Source organism: Streptomyces sp. 2P-4, from assembly GCF_030167965.1.
Taxonomy (GTDB): domain Bacteria; phylum Actinomycetota; class Actinomycetes; order Streptomycetales; family Streptomycetaceae; genus Streptomyces; species Streptomyces globosus_A.
Window position 1 is genome coordinate 3,759,835 of sequence record NZ_CP095011.1, and the last position, 18,362, is coordinate 3,778,196.

Annotated in this window: 17 protein-coding genes; 5 read left to right on the forward strand and 12 right to left on the reverse strand. The window is 72.6% G+C overall.

Annotated features, from left to right (window positions below; translation table 11 throughout):
- Positions 1-126: 126 nt before the first annotated feature.
- From MUK52_RS16520 to MUK52_RS16530, 3 genes are read right to left on the reverse strand one after another with little or no spacing between them, the layout of a single operon-like run.
- Positions 127-1,059 (reverse strand): MerR family transcriptional regulator, encoded by a 933-nt coding sequence (locus tag MUK52_RS16520; protein WP_284581717.1) that lies wholly within the window; start codon positions 1,057-1,059, stop codon positions 127-129.
- 17 nt (positions 1,060-1,076) lie between these two features.
- Complete coding sequence (locus MUK52_RS16525; protein WP_284577488.1) at positions 1,077-2,888, reverse strand: SDR family oxidoreductase; 1,812 nt, start codon at positions 2,886-2,888, stop codon at positions 1,077-1,079.
- The gene (locus tag MUK52_RS16530; RefSeq protein WP_114058282.1) at positions 2,885-3,760 is read right to left on the reverse strand and encodes a M24 family metallopeptidase; all 876 of its coding nucleotides are present in this window, start codon (positions 3,758-3,760) and stop codon (positions 2,885-2,887) included. Before MUK52_RS16530 ends, MUK52_RS16525 begins: the two co-directional genes overlap by 4 nt.
- Before the next feature lie 217 nt (positions 3,761-3,977).
- Between MUK52_RS16530 and MUK52_RS16535 the strand changes: the two genes are divergently transcribed.
- From MUK52_RS16535 to MUK52_RS16550, 4 genes are read left to right on the forward strand one after another with little or no spacing between them, the layout of a single operon-like run.
- The gene (locus MUK52_RS16535) at positions 3,978-4,949 is read left to right on the forward strand and encodes an ABC transporter ATP-binding protein (protein ID WP_114058281.1); all 972 of its coding nucleotides are present in this window, start codon (positions 3,978-3,980) and stop codon (positions 4,947-4,949) included.
- Complete coding sequence (locus MUK52_RS16540) at positions 4,939-5,826, forward strand: ABC transporter permease subunit (protein ID WP_114058280.1); 888 nt, start codon at positions 4,939-4,941, stop codon at positions 5,824-5,826. Before MUK52_RS16535 ends, MUK52_RS16540 begins: the two co-directional genes overlap by 11 nt.
- A complete protein-coding gene (locus tag MUK52_RS16545) occupies positions 5,823-6,734 on the forward strand; it encodes an ABC transporter ATP-binding protein (protein ID WP_284577491.1) in 912 nt (303 codons plus the stop codon). The genes MUK52_RS16540 and MUK52_RS16545 overlap by 4 nt, the downstream gene beginning before the upstream one ends.
- A 14-nt stretch (positions 6,735-6,748) precedes the next feature.
- Positions 6,749-7,468: an ABC transporter permease gene (locus MUK52_RS16550; RefSeq protein ID WP_284577493.1), complete on the forward strand. Its 720-nt coding sequence runs from the start codon at positions 6,749-6,751 to the stop codon at positions 7,466-7,468.
- A gap of 279 nt (positions 7,469-7,747) precedes the next feature.
- Here the strand turns inward: MUK52_RS16550 and MUK52_RS16555 are convergent, their stop codons facing one another.
- The 9 genes from MUK52_RS16555 to MUK52_RS16595 all read right to left on the reverse strand — a co-directional run bounded on the left by MUK52_RS16555 (position 7,748) and on the right by MUK52_RS16595 (position 17,583).
- Positions 7,748-8,560, reverse strand: a complete 813-nt coding sequence (locus MUK52_RS16555; protein WP_114058277.1) for an HAD family hydrolase — start codon at positions 8,558-8,560, stop codon at positions 7,748-7,750.
- Entirely contained in the window at positions 8,557-9,834 is a 1,278-nt protein-coding gene (serS, locus tag MUK52_RS16560) for a serine--tRNA ligase (protein ID WP_114058276.1), read from the reverse strand. Before serS ends, MUK52_RS16555 begins: the two co-directional genes overlap by 4 nt.
- 522 nt (positions 9,835-10,356) lie before the next feature.
- Positions 10,357-11,292, reverse strand: coding sequence for a prephenate dehydratase (gene pheA / locus MUK52_RS16565; protein WP_114058275.1), 936 nt, complete (start codon positions 11,290-11,292; stop codon positions 10,357-10,359).
- A gap of 59 nt (positions 11,293-11,351) precedes the next feature.
- Positions 11,352-12,617, reverse strand: coding sequence for an iron uptake transporter deferrochelatase/peroxidase subunit (gene efeB / locus MUK52_RS16570; RefSeq protein ID WP_114058274.1), 1,266 nt, complete (start codon positions 12,615-12,617; stop codon positions 11,352-11,354).
- A 5-nt stretch (positions 12,618-12,622) separates the two neighbouring features.
- Positions 12,623-14,674, reverse strand: coding sequence for a copper resistance CopC/CopD family protein (locus tag MUK52_RS16575; protein WP_284577497.1), 2,052 nt, complete (start codon positions 14,672-14,674; stop codon positions 12,623-12,625).
- A 23-nt stretch (positions 14,675-14,697) separates the two neighbouring features.
- Positions 14,698-15,216 (reverse strand): copper chaperone PCu(A)C, encoded by a 519-nt coding sequence (locus tag MUK52_RS16580; protein ID WP_114058272.1) that lies wholly within the window; start codon positions 15,214-15,216, stop codon positions 14,698-14,700.
- Complete coding sequence (locus MUK52_RS16585) at positions 15,213-15,866, reverse strand: SCO family protein (protein WP_114058271.1); 654 nt, start codon at positions 15,864-15,866, stop codon at positions 15,213-15,215. Before MUK52_RS16585 ends, MUK52_RS16580 begins: the two co-directional genes overlap by 4 nt.
- A 104-nt stretch (positions 15,867-15,970) precedes the next feature.
- Complete coding sequence (locus MUK52_RS16590; RefSeq protein ID WP_284577502.1) at positions 15,971-16,669, reverse strand: YcnI family copper-binding membrane protein; 699 nt, start codon at positions 16,667-16,669, stop codon at positions 15,971-15,973.
- 110 nt (positions 16,670-16,779) lie between these two features.
- Positions 16,780-17,583, reverse strand: a complete 804-nt coding sequence (locus MUK52_RS16595; protein ID WP_284577504.1) for a hypothetical protein — start codon at positions 17,581-17,583, stop codon at positions 16,780-16,782.
- Between the two features lie 216 nt (positions 17,584-17,799).
- On the opposite strand from MUK52_RS16595, the gene MUK52_RS16600 reads away from it, so the two are divergent.
- Positions 17,800-18,288: an ATP-binding protein gene (locus tag MUK52_RS16600; RefSeq protein WP_284577506.1), complete on the forward strand. Its 489-nt coding sequence runs from the start codon at positions 17,800-17,802 to the stop codon at positions 18,286-18,288.
- Positions 18,289-18,362: the final 74 nt, after the last annotated feature.

An 18,362-nucleotide genomic window follows, 5' to 3' on the forward strand; every position in this document is an offset into this window, starting at 1 on the left:
CAAGCCCTCGGGAAGGTGCTTCGTCCACAGGTTTGCCCACAGGAAAACCCCGCTTGTCCACAGCCGGTTGGGTGGGATTTGACGGTAAACGAGTGGTCGGCCCTGTGGACCACGGCAGTCTGTGGATCACGCCATGTCGGACCCCCGACCGGCTCCGCGGCGTGCCAGGTCGTTCATCCGCCGGGCCTGCAGTTCCCGCTCGGCCGCGGCGCGGACGAACTCCGCCACATGCTCGGCGCCCACGAGCTCCTGCACTGCCCGCACGGTCTCGGCGGGCAGCGGGACGGCCGCCGTCCCGGGCGGCTGTGCGCCCCCGGCTGCCCCGAGGTGGTGCCGGAGGTGCCGGGTCGCGAACAGCCTCATCGCACGGGCCAGTTCGGCGTCCACCGTCTGCTGCGCCAGCGGGCGCAGCCGGCGGACCATCTCGGCGGCCTCCTCGGCGTCCGCGTCCGTCGGCGGCACCTGCCCGAGGTAGCGGGCGAAGACGTGCTCGGTGGTGAACTCCAGAAACCGCGAGGCGATGTGCTCCACCTGCCCGCGCAGCTCCCGCAGGTGCTCCGCGATGGCCCGCAGCGGCACACCCGCCGCATACAGCTCGGCGGCCACCGCCAGCTCCTGCGGAGAGGGCACCAGGAACTCGTCCGGACACCCGGGGATCCGCTCCAGTACGCCCAAGTCGCACGCCTCGGCGACGGCCGCGTCGTCCCGAGTTCCGCCGAACCGCTCGTCCAGCTCGGCCCGGCTGACCCGGCCCGCCTCCTCGTCCGTCCACGGTCCCTGCACCTCGGCGACGAGGCCCAGGACCCCGCCGAGCCCGCGCCCCTCGTCCCACGCTTCGAGCAGCTCCTTGATGGAGGCCAGGGAGTAGCCGCGGTCCAGCAGGCCGGCGATCTGCCGCAGCCGCACCAGGTGCGCGTCGCGGTAGACGTTCGACCGGCCGCGCCGCTCCGGCTTCGGCAGCAGGCCCCGGTCCTGGTAGGCCCGGATCGTGCGCACCGTGGCCCCGCTGCGGTGCGCCAGGTCCTCGATCCGGTACTCGGCCGCCGCCTGATCGGGCACTCCGGGCGCGGCCCCGGTCACAGGCGCGGCTCCAGCCGGGCGAGCCGCCGCAGCACACCGGGCGCGAACCGCGACAGCCACAGCGCCCCCTTGGACTCCGGTGTCACGGGCGTCACCGCCTCGTTGTGCACGACGGCCCGCAGGATGGCGTCGGCGACCTTCTCCGGCGGGAAGTTGCGCAGCCGGTACAGCCGCGCCGCGCGCACCTGTCGCCGCTTCTCCTCGGCGCCGTCCACCCCGGTGAAACGGGAGGTGGAGGTGATGTTGGTGTTGACGATGCCGGGGCAGACCGCCGAGACGCCGATGGACTGGGGCGCGAGTTCGGCGCGCAGGCACTGCGAGAGCATCAGCACCGCGGCCTTGGATGTGCTGTACGCGGGCAGCGACTTGGACGGCAGGTAGGCGGCAGCCGAGGCGGTGTTGACGATGTGCCCGCCCTGGCCGCGCTCGGCCATCTGCCGGCCGAAGATCCGGCAGCCGTGGATGACGCCCCACAGGTTGACGTCGAGGACCTTCCGCCAGTCCTCGGCGGTGGTGTCGAGGAACGGCCCCGACAGCCCGATCCCGGCGTTGTTGACGAGCACGTCGACGACTCCGTACTCGGCGGCGGTCTTCGCGGCGAGCTTCTCCATCGCCGCCTCGTCGGCGACGTCAGCGCATTCGCCCCACGCCCCGGCGGCGCCGACGAGCCTCGCCATCTCGGCGGTGCGCGCCGCGCCCTCGGCGTCCCGGTCGACGCAGACCACCCGGGCACCGGCCTCGGCGAACGCGTACGCCGTGGCCCGGCCGATGCCGCTGGCGGCGCCGGTGACGAGGACGAGGCGGCCGGCGAACCGGTCGGCGTACCTGCCGGGCGCCCTGAGCCCCGGGCCCGGGGCGCGGGCGGCGGGCTCCTCCCGGGCGGCGGCGAACTCGGCGATCCACGCGGCCAGCTGGTCGGGCCGGGTGCGGGGCATCCAGTGCTTGGCGGGCAGGGTGCGCCGCACCAGGTCCGGGGCCCAGCGCTCCAGCCCGTCGTAGAGCCGCTCGGACAGGAAGGCGTCCCCCGTCGGGGTGATCAGCTGGACCGGGGCGTGCGCGTACGCGTCGGGCCGGGGGCGGCGCATCCGCGCCCGCACGTTGTCCCGGTACAGCCAGGCGCCGTGCGCGGCGTCGGACGGCAGCGAAGAGGTCGGGTACGAGCCGGCCGGGACCTGCTCGACGCGCCGGAGGATCTCGGGCCAGCGCTTGCCGAGAGGGCCCCGCCAGGCGAGCTCCGGCAGCAGCGGTGTGTGCAGGAGGTACACGTACCAGGACTTGGCGCCCTGGCCGAGGAGCTGGGCGGCCCGCCGCGGGGTGGGCCGGCTCAGCCGCTCCCTGATCCAGTGCCCGAAGTGGTCGAGGGAGGGGCCGGACATGGAGGTGAAGGAGGCGATCCGGCCCTCGGTCCGGGCGGTGGTCACGAACTCCCAGCCCTGCACCGACCCCCAGTCGTGGCCGACGAGGTGGACGGGCCGGTCCGGACTCACCGCGTCCGCCACGGCCAGGAAGTCGTCGGTGAGCTTCTCCAGGGTGAACCCGCCGCGCAGCGGCACCGGCGCCGTCGAGCGGCCGTGCCCGCGGACGTCGTACAGCACGACGTGGAACCGGTCCGCCAGCCGCTCGGCCACCCCCGACCAGACCTCCTTGCTGTCCGGGTAGCCGTGGACCAGCACCACTGTCGGCCGGTCCCGCTCACCCAGCTCCACCACGCACAGCTCGACGCCGCCCGTGCTGACGCGCCGCTCGCGCGCCCCGGCCGGGCCCTGTCCCGCCGGCCGGCCGCCGGTCGTCCCGTCCGCCTCGTTCATGCTGCCCCCTCCTCGGCCCAGCGCCGCACGTGCGGCAGGTCGTCGTCCAGCCAGAACGCGCTCTCCTCGGGGTCTCGGGAGTCCGTGACGACGAGGATCTCCTCGAACTTGGCGCCCGTCCCCCGGAATCCCAGATGGGGCTCCACCGCCCACATGCCGGGCTGCGGCGCGTGGTCGGAGAACCGGTACGGGCTCCAGAGCGGTGACCAGCCCTCCCGGTGTCCGTGCAGGGCGTCCCCGACGAGCCCCTTGAGGGACTGCGCGCCGAACCCGAAGACGGTCGGCGACCAGCGCCGCTCCCGCACCCGGTCGACCTTGTGGGCTATGACGCCGAAGGGATAGGCGCGGTGCCGGTTCGCGTAGCCCTGCCGCACCATCAGCCGGTCCACGTTCTCGTAGATCTCGCGCAGCGACCGGCGCTCGCGGACCTGTCGCAGGATCAGCTCGCGGTGTGCGCGCAGGTCCGACAGGAGCCGGTCCTGCACCGGGTTGAGGCCGAGGCTGCCGGAGTACCCGATGTCCGCCGCATACCCCCGGTACACCGGGGCCATGTCGAGGATGAAGGGCATGCCCGGCTCGAGCGCCCGGTTCGTCGGGAAGAACTGGAGCGGCACGCGGAAGCCCGCGAAGGCCGTCCGGTCCCCGAACCAGGCGAACGGCAGGTGGAACCAGTCCCGCACGCCGTGCCCGCGCAGCCACTCCCGCTGCATGCGCGCCGCCTCGCGCTCGGTCACGCCCGGCCGCAGCTGCGCCGCGACCGCCTCGGCGCAGGCGTACGCGAGCCGCTGCACCTCCCGGAAGCCGCGCAGGTCGGAGCCGAGCCGCCCGGCGCGCGGTGCCGCGGTGGTGCCCTTCCCGGTGTCCCCAGCCATGCCAGCCGCCCGTCTCCAGAAGCCGTACCGCCCGTAACCTGCCACTGATGAATGTGACAATGCCCGGAGGCCGCGTCAAGGGGCGGGCGTGCCGCCTGTGGACAAACTTGTCCGGTTCACATCAGCCTCGCGTCAGGGTCCGTAGTCCTGAAGGCTGACACCGGACCGCCCTCCAGGTCTGACGACCGGCACGGACGCCGCCGCTAACGTCGGAGCCGTGACTGTCATCGCGACCGAAAGCCTGAGCAAGCGGTACCCCCGAGTGACCGCCATCGACCGGCTCTCCGTGGACATCGGGCCGGGCGTGACCGGCCTGGTGGGTGCCAACGGAGCCGGCAAGTCCACGCTGATCAAGATCCTGCTGGGACTGTCCCCCGCCACCGAGGGCCGCGCCGCCGTACTCGGACTCGACGTCGCCACGCACGGCAGCGCCATCCGCGAGCGCGTCGGCTACATGCCCGAGCACGACTGCCTGCCCCCCGACGTCTCCGCCACCGAGTTCGTCGTCCACATGGCGCGCATGTCCGGCCTCCCGCCGGCCGCCGCCCGCGAGAGGACGGCCGACACCCTTCGGCACGTCGGGCTGTACGAGGAGCGCTACCGCCCCATCGGCGGCTACTCCACCGGCATGAAGCAGCGCGTCAAGCTGGCCCAGGCGCTGGTCCACGACCCGCAGCTGGTCCTCCTGGACGAGCCGACCAACGGCCTCGACCCCGTCGGCCGGGACGAGATGCTCGGCCTGATCCGCCGCGTCCACACCGACTTCGGCATCTCGGTCCTGGTCACCTCGCACCTGCTCGGCGAGCTGGAGCGGACCTGCGACCACGTCGTCGTCGTCGACGGCGGCAAGCTCCTGCGCTCCAGCTCCACCAGCGACTTCACGCAGATCACGGCAACCCTCGCGGTCGAGGTGACCGACTCCGACGCGCACCCGGACGGCACGGCCGCCCTGCGCAAGGCGCTCACCGAGGCGGGCCTGGCCCTGCACGCCGGCGAGGAGCAGGGCCTGCCCGGCGCCGGCCACATCCTGCTCGTCGAGGCCACCGGGGAGAGCACCTACGACACCATCCGCGACACCGTCGCGGGCCTCGGCCTCGGCCTGGTCCGCATGGAACAGCGGCGGCACCACATCGCGGAGGTCTTCCGCGACAACGACCAGCGGAAGGGAGCCGGTACCGATGGCGCCTGACACCTCCACCCAGATCCACAACATCGGCTACCGGTCCTACGAAGGCGCCCGGCTCGGCCGCTCCTATGCCCGCAAGTCGCTGTACTCGCAGTCGCTGCGCGGGGCCTACGGACTGGGCCGCTCGGCCAAGTCCAAGGTGCTCCCGATGATCCTCTTCGCGGTGATGTGCATCCCCGCGCTGATCATCGTCGCCGTCGCCATCGCCGTGCCCGGCTCCACCGAACTGCCGATCAAGTACACGACGTACGCGCTGACCACCCAGATGATCATCGGCCTGTTCCTCGCCTCGCAGGCACCGCAGTCCGTCTCCCGCGACCTCCGCTTCAAGACGGTGCCGCTGTACTTCTCGCGCCCCATCGAGCGGGTCGACTACGTCGTCGCGAAGTACGCGGCGATGGCCTCCGCCCTGTTCATCCTCACCGCCACGCCGCTGCTGATCATGTGGATCGGCGCGCTGCTGGCCAAATTCGACTTCGCGGACCAGACCAAGGGGTTCGCCCAGGGACTGGTCTCCGTGCTGCTGCTCTCGGTGCTCTTCGCCGGCCTCGGCCTGGTCATGGCCGCGCTCACGCCGCGCCGCGGCTTCGGCGTCGCCGCCATCATCGCCATGCTGCTGATCCCGTACGGCGCAGTGACCGCGGTCCAGGGCGTCGCCTACAGCGCGGGCAGCACCGGCCCGATCGAGTGGATGGGCCTCTTCTCGCCCATCACCCTGATCGACGGCATGCAGACCGCCTTCCTCGGGGCGACCTCCGCCTTCCCGGGCGGCGAAGGCCCCTCCACGGGCGCCGGCTTCGTCTACCTGCTCGTCATCCTGGCCCTCATCGCCGGCTCGTACGCCGCCCTGATGGCCCGCTACCGGAAGGCCGGGCTGTGACCACCATCGACATCGACCACACCTCCCGCTGGTTCGGGAACGTCGTCGCCGTCAACGACGTGACGATGCGCATCGGCCCGGGCGTCACCGGCCTGCTCGGCCCGAACGGCGCCGGCAAGTCGACCCTCATCAACATGATGGGCGGCTTCCTCGCCCCCTCCACGGGCACCGTCACCATCGACGGCACCCCGATCTGGGGCAACGAGCAGGTGTACCGCCAGATCGGCGTCGTGCCCGAGCGCGAGGCCATGTACGACTTCCTGACCGGCCGGGAGTTCGTCGTCGCCAACGCCGAGCTGCACGGCCTCGACGACGCCGCTGCCCGGCGGGCGCTGGCCACCGTCGAGATGGAGTACGCCCAGGACCGCAAGATCGCGACTTACTCCAAGGGCATGCGGCAGCGCGTGAAGATGGCCTCGGCGCTCGTCCACGAGCCGTCCGTGCTGCTGCTCGACGAGCCGTTCAACGGAATGGACCCCCGCCAGCGCATGCAGCTGATGGACCTGTTGCGGCGCATGGGCGACGACGGCCGGACCGTCCTGTTCTCCTCCCACATCCTGGAGGAGGTCGAGCAGCTCGCCTCCCACATCGAGGTGGTCGTCGCCGGACGCCACGCCGCCTCCGGGGACTTCCGCAAGATCCGGCGCCTGATGACGGACCGCCCGCACCGCTACCTGGTCCGCTCCTCCGACGACCGGGCCCTCGCCGCCGCCCTGATCGGGGATCCCTCCACCTCCGGTATCGAGGTGGACGTCCAGGAAGGAGCCCTGCGCATCCAGGCCTCCGACTTCGGCCGCTTCACCGAGCTCCTGCCGCAGGTCGCCCGCGCCCACGGCATCCGGCTCCTGACGGTCTCGCCCTCCGACGAGTCCCTCGAATCGGTCTTCTCCTACCTCGTCGCGGCCTGAAGGAGCTGGCACCCATGTACAACCCCACCGTGGCCCGGCTCACCTACCGGGCCCTCCTCGGCCGCCGCCGCGCTCTGGTCCTCTTCGCGCTCCCGGCCATGCTCGTCGTCATCGCCGGTGCCGTCCGCGCCTTCACCGGGCTCGACGACAGGATCGCGGCGGACCTGCTGGGCGGCTTCGCGCTGGCCACCATGGTCCCCCTGATCGGCGTGATCGCCGGCACCGGAGCGATCGGACCGGAGATCGACGACGGCTCGATCGTCTACCTGCTCTCGAAGCCCGTGAAGCGGCCGACGATCATCATGACCAAGCTGATCGTCGCGATCGCCGTCACGATGGCCTTCTCGGCGATCCCCACGCTGATCGCCGGCTTCATCCTCAACAACAACGGCCAGCAGATCGCGGTCGCCTACACGATCGCCGCACTGGTCGCCTCCATCGCCTACAGCGCGCTGTTCCTGCTGCTGGGCACGGTCAGCCGGCACGCGGTCGTCTTCGGCCTCGTGTACGCCCTGATCTGGGAGTCGCTGTTCGGCAGCCTGGTCTCGGGCGCCAAGACCCTCAGCATCCAGCAGTGGGCGCTGGCCCTGGCCGAGAAGGTGGCCGGAGAGGGCTACGTCGACGCGACCGTCGGCCTGCCCACCGCGGTCGCGCTCCTCGTGGCCGTCACGGTCGGCGCCACCGTCTACGCGGGGCAGAAGCTGCGCCGGCTCACGCTGGCCGGCGAGGAGTAGCCACCGGCGGACGGGCCCCCAGGCACCGCATGTTTCACGTGAAACCACCGCATGTTTCACGTGAAACGCGATGCGGATCCGGCGGGGCCCGGGGCCGGCCGCAGCGGCGGAAAATCACTGGTACGGGACTCCGGCCCCGGGCAGAGTGAGCCGTGCGGGGAGCAACAAAAGGTCCGGGGCGGCCACTTCGAGCGCACCGTCAGGTGCGGGCCGCCCCGGACCGCTTCCGTGTCCGGGCCTGCGCGCGCCGTGCCTGGGGCGCGGTCGGCGGGACGGGTCCTACGCGGCGCCGAGCAGGCGCTCCAGCACCACCGCGATGCCGTCCTCCTCGTGGGAGGTCGTCACCTCGTCGGCCACCGCCTTCAGCTCCGGATGGGCGTTGGCCATTGCCACGCCGTGCGCCGCCCAGCCGAACATGGGGACGTCGTTGGGCATGTCGCCGAAGGCGATGGTGCCGGCGGCCTTGACCCCCAGTCGGCGCGCGGCCAGTGAGAGCCCGGTCGCCTTCGTCAGCCCGAGCGGCAGTATCTCCACTATTCCCGGCCCGGCCATCACGACGTCCACGAGCGAACCCACCGTCCGGCGGGCCGCGTCGACCAGGGCGTCGTCGCCGAGTTCGGGGTGCTGGATGTACAGCTTGTTCAGCGGGGCCGACCACACCGCCGCCGTGTCCTCCAGGTACAGGGCAGGCAGGCCCTCCTGCACCCGGTAGCCGGGCCCGAACAGCACGTCGCCGTCGACCCCGTCGCGGCTCGCGGCGAGCGCCAGCGGGCCCACCTCGGCCTCCAGCTTCGCCAGGGCCAGGCCGGCCAGCTGCCGGTCCAGCGTCACGGACGTCAGCAGCCGGTGCGCTCCGGCGTCGTAGACCTGGGCCCCCTGCCCGCACACGGCGATGCCCCGGTAGCCGAGGTCGTCGAGGATGTGGCGGGTCCAGGCCACGCCGCGGCCCGTGACGACGATGTGGACGGCCCCCGCCGCGGTGGCCGCGGCGAGGGCTTCCCGGGTGCGTTCCGACACGGTGCCGTCGCCACGCAGCAGCGTGCCGTCGAGATCGGTCGCGACGAGCTGGTAGGGGAACGGGGCCGGGCTCACTTGGTGATCGGCTCCAGGACCTCGCGACCGCCCAGGTAGGGGCGGAGCACCGCGGGGACGCGCACGGAGCCGTCGGCCTGCTGGTGGTTCTCCAGGAGGGCGACGATGGTGCGCGGCACGGCGCACAGCGTGCCGTTCAGGGTGGCGAGCGGCTGGGTCTTCTTGCCGTCGCGGACGCGGATCGACAGCCGGCGGGCCTGGAAGCCGTCGCAGTTGGAGGCGGACGTCAGCTCGCGGTACTTGCCCTGGGTGGGAATCCAGGCCTCGCAGTCGAACTTGCGCGAGGCCGACGCGCCGAGGTCGCCGGTGGCGACGTCGATGACCTGGAAGGGCAGCTCGAGGCTGGTCAGCCACTGCTTCTCCCAGGCGAGGAGCCGCGCGTGCTCGGCCTCGGCCTCCTCCGGGGCGACGTACGAGAACATCTCGACCTTGTCGAACTGGTGGACGCGGAAGATGCCGCGGGTGTCCTTGCCGTAGGTCCCGGCCTCGCGGCGGAAGCACGGGGAGAAGCCGGCGTACCGCAGCGGCAGCTTCTCCGCCTCGACGATCTCGTCCATGTGGTACGCGGCGAGGGGCACCTCGGAGGTGCCGACCAGGTAGTAGTCGTCCTTCTCCAGGTGGTAGACGTTCTCTGCGGCCTGGCCGAGGAAGCCGGTGCCCTCCATGGCACGCGGACGCACCAGGGCGGGGGTCAGCATGGGGATGAAGCCGGCCTCGGTGGCCTGCGCGATGGCCGCGTTGACGAGGGCCAGCTCCAGCAGGGCACCCACGCCGGTCAGGTAGTAGAAGCGCGAGCCGGACACCTTGGCGCCGCGCTCGACGTCGATGGCGCCGAGCAGCTCGCCGAGCTCCAAGTGGTCCTTCGGCTCGAAGCCCTCGGCGGCGAAGTCGCGGATGGTGCCGTGGGTCTCCAGGACGGTGAAGTCGTCCTCGCCGCCGACGGGCACGTCCGGGTGGACGACGTTGCCGAGCTTGAGCAGCAGGGCGCGGGCGGTCTCGTCCGCCTCGTTCTGCTCGGCCTCTGCGGCCTTGACGTCCGCCTTGAGCTGCTCCGCGCGCTTCAGCAGCTCCGCCCGCTCCTCCGGGGAGGCCTTGGGGATGAGCCTGCCGAGCGACTTCTGCTCGTTGCGCAGTTCGTCGAAGCGCATGCCGGACGACCTGCGGCGCTCGTCGGCGGAGAGCACGGCGTCGACGAGTTCGACGTCTTCTCCACGGGCGCGCTGCGAGGCGCGGACACGGTCGGGGTCTTCACGGAGCAGCCGGAGGTCAATCACCCCACCAGGCTACCGGCCTGAGCTTCCCTGCCTCACACCGATATCACGCTGCGTGTCGCTATGTCCTAATTGCAACGAATGGAAAACTCTGTACCCGTGGCCGGAAGTCGTCGGCCGCTCCGCGCCCGATAAAACCCGGCCATTCCGGGAAAGGGGGTGAATCCCAGCATCCGGACAGCGTCCGGGGTGCCGGCGACGGCCGATTGTCCACAGGGAAGCCGCAGCCCACAGGGTTGTCCACAGGGTGTGCGCCGTATCTGTGGACACGGAATTAGATCAATCCCGCCCACTGCGCCCTCCCGGCGAATCCCGGTTCAAACCGCCCTCACACACTCATTCGGGTGGGAATGGCTCGCCCCAAAGAGTTGATTCGTGATACGGGGATGACGCCGTTCATCTCCTGCTCTCCTGCGCGAAACCCCTTCCCGAAGGCCGACAAGTCGACCCGGGGCGCCGGAAGTGTCGACTAGTCCACAGGCCCTCCCCCGGGCCTGTGGATAACTCTGTGGGCAGTGGAGGCCGCTACGCCCGGCCGTCGAGGCACCGCGTCAGCCAGTCCGACGCCGCGGTGAAGTCGCCGTCCGAGGTTCCCGGCCGCGGCGCCCGGACGTCACTGCGGGTGACGCCCGCCCTCGGGTAGGAGCCCAGGAAGCGGACCTGCGGACAGGTCCGCTTCAGACCCATGAGCGCCTCGCTCACCCTGCGGTCGGAGATGTGGCCCTCGGCGTCGACGGCGAAGCAGTAGTTCCCGATGCCCTCGCCCGTCGGCCGCGACTGGATCAGCATCAGGTTCACCCCGCGCACCGAGAATTCCTGGAGGAGTTCCAGCAGCGCACCGGGGTGGTCGTCCCCCAGCCACAGCACCACCGAGGTCTTGTCGGCGCCCGTCGGCGCGGCGGGCCGGGCCGGCCGGCCCACCAGCACGAACCGCGTCTCGGCGTTCTCCGCGTCGTGGATCTCCGTGACGAGCGGCACCAGCCCGTACGTGGCGGCGGCGAACTCACCCGCGAACGCCGCGTCGAAGCGGCCCTCCTGCACCAGCCGCGCCCCGTCCGCGTTCGACGCGGCCGACTCCCACACGGCGTCCGGCAGGTTCGCCCGCAGCCAGTTGCGCACCTGCGGCTGCGCGACCGGGTGCCCGGTGACCGTCTTGACGTCCGACAGGGCCGTACCCGGCCGTACAAGCAGGGCGAACGCGATGGGCAGCAGCACCTCGCGGTAGATCATCAGCGGCTCGCCGGAGGCCAGCTCGTCCAGGGTGGCGGTCACCCCGCCCTCCACCGAGTTCTCGATCGGGACAAGGGCGGCCGCCGCCTCCCCGTTGCGCACGGCGTCCAGGGCGGATGCCACGGAGACCATCGGGACGAGCTCCCGGGTCGCGGCTTCCGGCAGCGTGCGGAGGGCGGCCTCGGTGAAGGTGCCCTCGGGACCGAGATACGTGAAGCGGGTGGCCGACATGCGGTCAGCCTAATGCCGGGCACCCGCCCCGCGGGGCTCCGTTCACCCTTCGGGCACCTTCACCCTTCGAGCAGCCGCTGGCCCACGTACTCGCCGTCCCGCGGGCCGGGCGGGACTGCGTACAGCCCGCTGGATTCGTGCCGGATGAACGCCGACAGGGCGTCCCCGCGGTCGAGCTTGCGCTGCACCGGGACGAACCCGCGCAGCGGGTCCGCCTGCCAGCAGATGAAGAGGAGCCCGGCGTCGGGCGCCCCGTCTTCGGCTGTGCCGTCGTGGAAGGAGAACGGCCTGCGCAGCATCGCCGCCCCGCCGTTCTGCGCCGGGGCGGAGATGCGGGCGTGCGCGTTGGCCGGGATGACTGCCTTGCCGTCGGGGCCGATCTTGTCCAGGTCCAGTGCGGTTGTCTCCGAACCGCCCGTCAGAGGAGCGCCGGTGGCTTTGTTGCGCCCGATGACCTGCTCCTGCTGGGCGAGGGACTGCTTGTCCCACTCGTCGAGCAGCATCCGGATGCGGCGGACGACCGCGTACGAACCCCCGCCCATCCACGCGTGCTCCGCCGGCCCCGGCCCCGCGGCGGGCACGAAGATCCGCTTCTCGAAGTCCGCCTCCGAGGGCTTCGGATTGTTGGTGCCGTCGACCTGGCCCATCAGGTTGCGGGAGGTCATCGGCGAGGCGGTCGCGCCGGGCGACCGGTTGAAGCCGTCCATCTGCCAGCGCACCCTGGCCGCGTCCCCGGCGTCCTTCTGGATCGCGCGGAGGGCGTGGAATGCCACGAGGCCGTCGTCGGCGCCGATCTGCACCCACAGGTCGCCGTTGCTGCGCTGCGGGTCCAGCCGGTCGGAGGAGAAGTCCGGCAGCGGATCGAGGGCCGCAGGCCGGCGGGCGGTGAGCCCTGTGCGCTCGAAGAAGGAGTGCCCGAAACCGAAGGTCACGGTCAGCGAGCACGGCCCTGCGTCCAGGGCGATCCCGGTGTCCGCCGTGGCCGCGGTCTCGCCCGCCATCAGCCGGCGGGCGGTCTCGGACCAGCGGCGCATCAGCGCGGCCGCCTCCTTCCGCCCGGCCCCAGGGGCCAGGTCGAAGGCCAACACGTGCCCCTTGGCCTGCAGGGGGGTGGTGATGCCCGCCTGGCGCTCGCCGTGGAAGGCGACCCGGGCGGCGCCCACGGCGGAAAGGCTGCCGGTGCCGCCGGACGGGGTGGCGGCGATGGCGGACTGCACCAGCGCGCCGCCCGTGGCGCCCAGCGCGAGCCCGGTGGCGCCCGCCGCGCCGACGGTGCCGAGCAGCCGGCGGCGGGAGATCTCGATGTCGGTGTTGCTCTCGGTCACGCTGTTCAGCCGATCTTCACTGTCTTCTGCACGGTCGTCTGATCGATCTCGGAGGTTCGGACGGTCACGTCGATGCGCCACTCTCCGGCCAGTGGCAGCTGGACGCCGGGAGCGCTCCAGTGCCCCGGGTCCGCCCGGTCGGCCGAGGCCGGCAGCGGGCCGACCTCCTTGGCCGGGAGGGTGAAGGCCACCTTGACCTCGGGCAGGTCGAGCGGCGCGCCGTCCGGTGACTCGGCCCACACGTGGAGGGTGTTGGAGCCGGTCCGCCCCGGGTCCAGCTCCAGCCGGACGGAGCCCTTGCCGTTCGTGCCTCCCGTGTCGAACGGCAGAGTGACCTTCACGGCCCGGTTGGGCACGGCGGGCGAGGAAGCGCCGTTGCGGCCCGCGTCCTGGATGGCGACCCGGCCCGGCTCCGTGCTCGTCAGCACGGTGGTCACGGCGAGGACCGCGACAGCCACCGCCGCCTCGGCCAGCACGGAGCGGCGCAGGCCCGCCCGTGCCGGGTCGGCGTCCCGGGCCTGCCGCCGGAGCGCCTTCTCGCGTGCTGCCCGCTGTCGGGCGAGCTGCGCGGCGCGCGCTGGATTCTCGGGCGTGTCCGCCCCCGCGGTGGGTGTTTCACGTGAAACACCCACCGAGACGGACGTTTCACGTGAAACCGCGGCCGTCTCTGCTGCCGTTGCCGTTGCCGTTGCCGCTGTCGGCTCGTCCGCTTCGGCCGACACCGCCGGTGCCTCCCCCAGCCGCGCGGTCCAGCGCCGCGAGAGGTAGGCGATCCCGACGAGGACGGGCACCAGGCCGCCCTTGATGATCAGCAGCTGCCCGTAGCTGGTACCGGTCAGGGCCTGCCAGCTGCCGAGCTGGCGCCACGACTGGTAGGCCCCGGTCGCGGCCAGCACGACGACTGCCGCAAAGGCGATCCGGGAGAACCGGCGCACGGCCTCCCGCTCCATGTCCGGCACGGTGTACAGCGCGACGAGCAGCGCGGTGAGCCCGCCCAGCCAGGTAGCCGCGGCCAGCAGGTGCAGGATGTCGACCGGCATCGCGATGCCGCTTTGCAGGCCGGTGGAGGCGTGCTCCGACAGCGCCCATGTCGCGGCGATGCCCGCGGCGAAGACGCTGCCCGCGACGGCGAGGCCGAAGAACAGGTCCGCGGCGTGCTTGCTGTCCTCCTTCCCGTCCCCCTTCCCGGCGGCCGCCTCCCGGGCGTCGGCCCCGCCCTCCGGGGCGGCGGACTGCCGGCGGGCGAACGCGCCGAACAGGACGGCGATGAAGAGGGCGGCGGCCCCCAACAGGAGCAGCCGGGAGACGAGAGCGGCGCCGGTCTTGGTCTCCAGGACCGCCTTGAGCCCGGCGAGGTCGAAGACGTCGGCGAAGTTCCCCGACCCGGTGTACGGGTGGCGCAGCACCAGCACCACCAGCGTGGCGGCGGTGAGCACGACCCACGCGCGCAGGACGAGCTTCTGCATCGGGCGCGCGGCGGCACCCCGCCGCCAGCACGCCAGGATGAAGGCGCAGGAGCCGGCGAGGACGGTGAAGCCGGCATAGGCGGCGTACCGGGCGAGCGCATAGGCGGTGCCGACGGGGCCGCCGCCCGCGTTCGCCACGGGCAGCGCCACCGTCGTCTCCGAGGGGGCGCCGATGGAGAAGGTGAACGCCCCCGCGATGGGGTGGCTGTCGGCGGAGACGGCCTGCCAGGCCACGGTGTACGTGCCGTCGGGCAGGCCCGGGTGGAGCGCGGTGCCGTACCGGATGGTCGACCCGCTGCACATGTCCCGGATCTCCCCGGTGTCCACCCGCTTGCCCCGGGGGTCCAGGACGCGGATGGAGTCGTCGCCCAGGGCGACCTTCTCCGAGAAGGAGAGGGTGACCTGGGCGGGCGCGGTGGCGACCACCGCCCCCTCCCCGGGGTCGCTCGCAGTGAGTGCGGCGTGCGCCGAGGCCGGGCCGGCCGCGGCGGACAGGAGTGCCAGCAGTGCTGCGAGGACCAGCGCGAGCCGCGGCAGTACTGCCGCGGCGCGGACACGGGCCGGGGGTGGGGCGGGGGCGGTGGCCGTCATGGCGTATCGGTCCCTCGGATCCGTCAGTGGGCGGTGGCGTGCTGGGCCTGGTACGTCCGTTCCTTCACGTCCAGCTCGACCTTGACCGGGTCGGCCTTCTCGAAGCGCAGCTCGACGGTGATCTTGTCGCCGACCTTCGGCTTCTGCTTCAGGCCCATGAACATGATGTGGTTGGCGCCGCGCTCCAACCTGAGCTCGCCGTTAGCGGGGACGTCCATGGACGGGACCTGCTGCATCTTCTGGTCCTTGGTCTCGTGGATCTGGAGGTCGTCCGAGAGCGCGCTGGTGGCGGAGACGAGCTTGTCCGCGGTCTTCGAGTCGTTCTTGATGACCATGAAGCCGCCGGCCATCTTGTCGTTGACCGGCTCCGGCATGAAGGCGCCGCTGACCGACAGCTTCGGCTTCTCCGCGGCCGGTGCGCCGGCACCTGCTCCCGCCCCGGAATCGGACGAGGAGCCGGAGTCCGAGGAGCAGCCGGATATGGCCAGTGCGGCTGCCAGGGAGAGGGCGGCGGCGAGGGTGCGGGTGGTGCGGGCGGTCACGGGTTCTCTCCCTTGGCGATCTTCGGCAGGTCTGCGGTGTAGGTGTCGACGGTCGTGTTCTCCCCGTAGAGGAGGTAGCCCTCGTCCGTCTTGGGGGAGAAGGCGATGACCTGGGCGCCGTGCATGGAGACGACGCTGCCGTCGGACTCCTTCTTGGCGGGGTCGATACCGATGCCGAGCGTGCGGGCCGCGGCCTGGATGGTGGCGAAGTCCCCGGTAAGCCCGACGAAGGACGGGTCCTGGGCCTTGAGCCACGCGCCGAGCGATTCGGGGGTGTCCCGTTCGGGGTCGGTGGTGACGAAGACGACCCGCAGGTTCTCCTGGTCGGCCTGGGGCAGCGCCTTCCGGGCGACGGCGATGTTGCTCATCGTCAGCGGGCACACGTCGGGGCAGTTGGTGTAGCCGAAGTAGATCAGCGTCGGCTTGCCCTTGGTCTGCTCACGCAGGTTCCACGGCTTGCCGGTGGTGTCCGTCAGGACGAGTTCCGGCTTGTCGAAGGGCCGGTCGAGGACCGTCGCGGTCCCCGTCTTGGCCTGGCCGGAGATCTGGGTGACCGCGTCGGTCCGGGCGGTCGGCTCACCGCCGCAGGCGGAGAGCGTGAGCGCGGCCGCCGCCGCGAGGGCGGCGGCCGTCACACGAGTGGTGCGCATGGGGGTTCCCTGGAACTGGGGGCGGGTTGGTGACGCGCAGCCGGACGGGGTCCGGATGCGCGCATGCTGCGGACGATCCGGGCGGGCCGGTGCGGCCCGGGGGATCAGGAGGTGCGGCGGCGGGCCGTCACGCCGAAGGCGACGCCGGCGACGCCGATCACGATGCCGGTGACGCCGAGGACGCGCGCGGTGGTGTCCGAGCCCTTCCCGGCGGCCGCCTCGGTGTGGCCGGGGTCGGCAGGCTTCTTGGCGTCGTCGTGGTGGGCGTCGGCAGCCTTGGCGGCGGTCAGCTTGAGGACGGGTGCCGGGGTCTGCGGCTCGGGAGCGCCCTCCTTGGCCTCCTCGATCCAGCGGACGACCTCGTTGTTGTCGTACGTCTGGATCGCCTTGAAGACCATCCGGTCGGCCTTGTCCGGCAGCTTGCCGACGGACACCGGGAACTGCTGGAACTTCCCCGGCTCGATCTTGCCGCCGCTCCACGTCACCTTCGTGACGGCCTCGTCGATCTGCTTGCCGTGCACCGTCAGCGGCTTGGCGAGCTTGCTCTTCTCGACCGTGACGGTCCAACCGGGCACGTCCTGCGGCATGACGGAGGACAGCGGCTGGTCGGCGGGGAAGTTGACCTCGACCTGCGTGGTGGAGGCGTTGTCGCGCTCGTTCGGCACCTTGAACTCAAGGGTGGCGAAGCCGCCCTTGGGGGCGTCGCCCGGCTGCACGGTGACGTGCGCGAAGGCGGGCCCGGACAGGACGAGGACGGCGCCGGCGGCGAGGACGGCGGCGGCGGAGACGCGTGAGCTCTTCATGTGAGGACTCCAGGAGGCGGGATGACGGTGGCTCCGCGCGCGGGCGCGCGGCGTACCGCGGCACCGCTGCCTCCGTGCTTTCCGTGCTCCGGGCCGGGGAGGGTGCCGCGTCAGGCTGCGAGGGCGTAGGCGGCCGGCGGCCCGCGCCTGACCACCGTGTGGTGCAGCGCCTCCCGGCCGGTGTGCGCGGCCGGATCGGCGGCGGTCCGCCGGACCCGCGGACCGGCGGCGGGCGCGGCCGCGAGCCCGGCGCCGAGCGCCCGTACGAACGCCAGCGCGGCGCACAGCGCCCGCACGGGGCCGGCCGCGGCGGAGCCGCGGGACAGCTCGACGAGCCGGAACAGGGCGGCGTCGCCGCGCCCGAGGAGCCAGCCGGCGGCGAGCGCGGCGAGCAGGTGCGCAGCGGTCATGCCGGGGTTGACCAGGCCGGAGGCCGGGGCGGCGGCGGACTCCGCCAGGCCGGCGTGGCCCGCGTGCGCCGAGGCCGCGGCCTGCGCCGCGAGTGCGGCCGGGTCGAGGCCGGCGGCCTCCAGGATCCGGCGGGCGTCCTCGGGGCCGAGCGGGACCGCATTGCCGCCGCAGACGAGCCGGGCGGCGAGTTCGCTGAGCGCGGCATCGGCGTCGGCCGCCTGCGCGGCGGTTCCGTGCTGGGCGAGCCCGAAGACGGCGTGCAGCCCGAGCTGTCCGCCGGCGAGTGCGGCGGCGAGGCCCGGCAGTGAGCGACGCCGCCCGGCGAGCGGTGCGGCGACGGCGAAGACTCCTGCGAACGCGACGGCCAGGGCCCACCAGGGGACCGCCGCGCAGGACGCGAGGGCGTGACCGACCGCGGACAGCACGACGCAGACCGCGGTGAAGACCGCGGCCCGGATCAGCCGGAGGCCGGCTCCGGCGGGCGTCGTCTGCGGGACAGTCATGGCCGGGCCATCATCGCACTGCCCTCCGCACGCCCGTACGGCAGGTCCGGAAGGTCGCCCGTGCCCGTTGTGCGTCGGCTTCACCGGACGTGTCCGGCCCTGGGTGCGGCCTTTCCGCCGCATACACGCCGGTTCCGGCGTGCCGCATCGGCCGAATGAGGGCTGCGCGGGGCGCTGGTGGCTTACGGCCCGGCGGGGGAGGCAATAGGTAACGGTATGAGCATCTGGTGGTCTCTCCAGTTGAGGCGCGAAGCCGCGAGCGTGCCGCTCGCCCGGCGTTTGCTGCTGAGGACGATGGAGACCGCGGGGGTGGACCCGGACATCTCCTACGAGCTGTCGGTGGCGCTCAGCGAGGCCTGCGCGAACGCGGTGGAGCACGGGGGCCCGGCCCCGGCCGCGGAACCGTGCGGTGACTACCGGGTCACCGCCTACCTGGACGGCGACTGCTGCCGCATCGAGGTCACCGACTCGGGTCCGGGCTTCCCGGAGCCGGGCCCGGCGGCGCTGTCCCGGCGGGCGCGGGCGGCGGCGTCCGCCCCCGCGGCCGGCGAGGGCGTCGTCGGCGAGAGCGGCCGCGGACTGTGGCTGATCGAGGAGCTCGCCGACCACGTCCGGTTCCGCAACCGGCCGGGCCGCGGCGCGGTGGTCAGCTTCGACAAGATCCTCAAGTGGCGCGACGGGGCGGCCCTGCTCCAGGTGTCGTGACGCGCCGGAGGGCGGGGCCCCGTGCGGGGCCCCGCCCTCCGGCGGGAATGCGGCGCAGCCGGTCGGCAGCATCC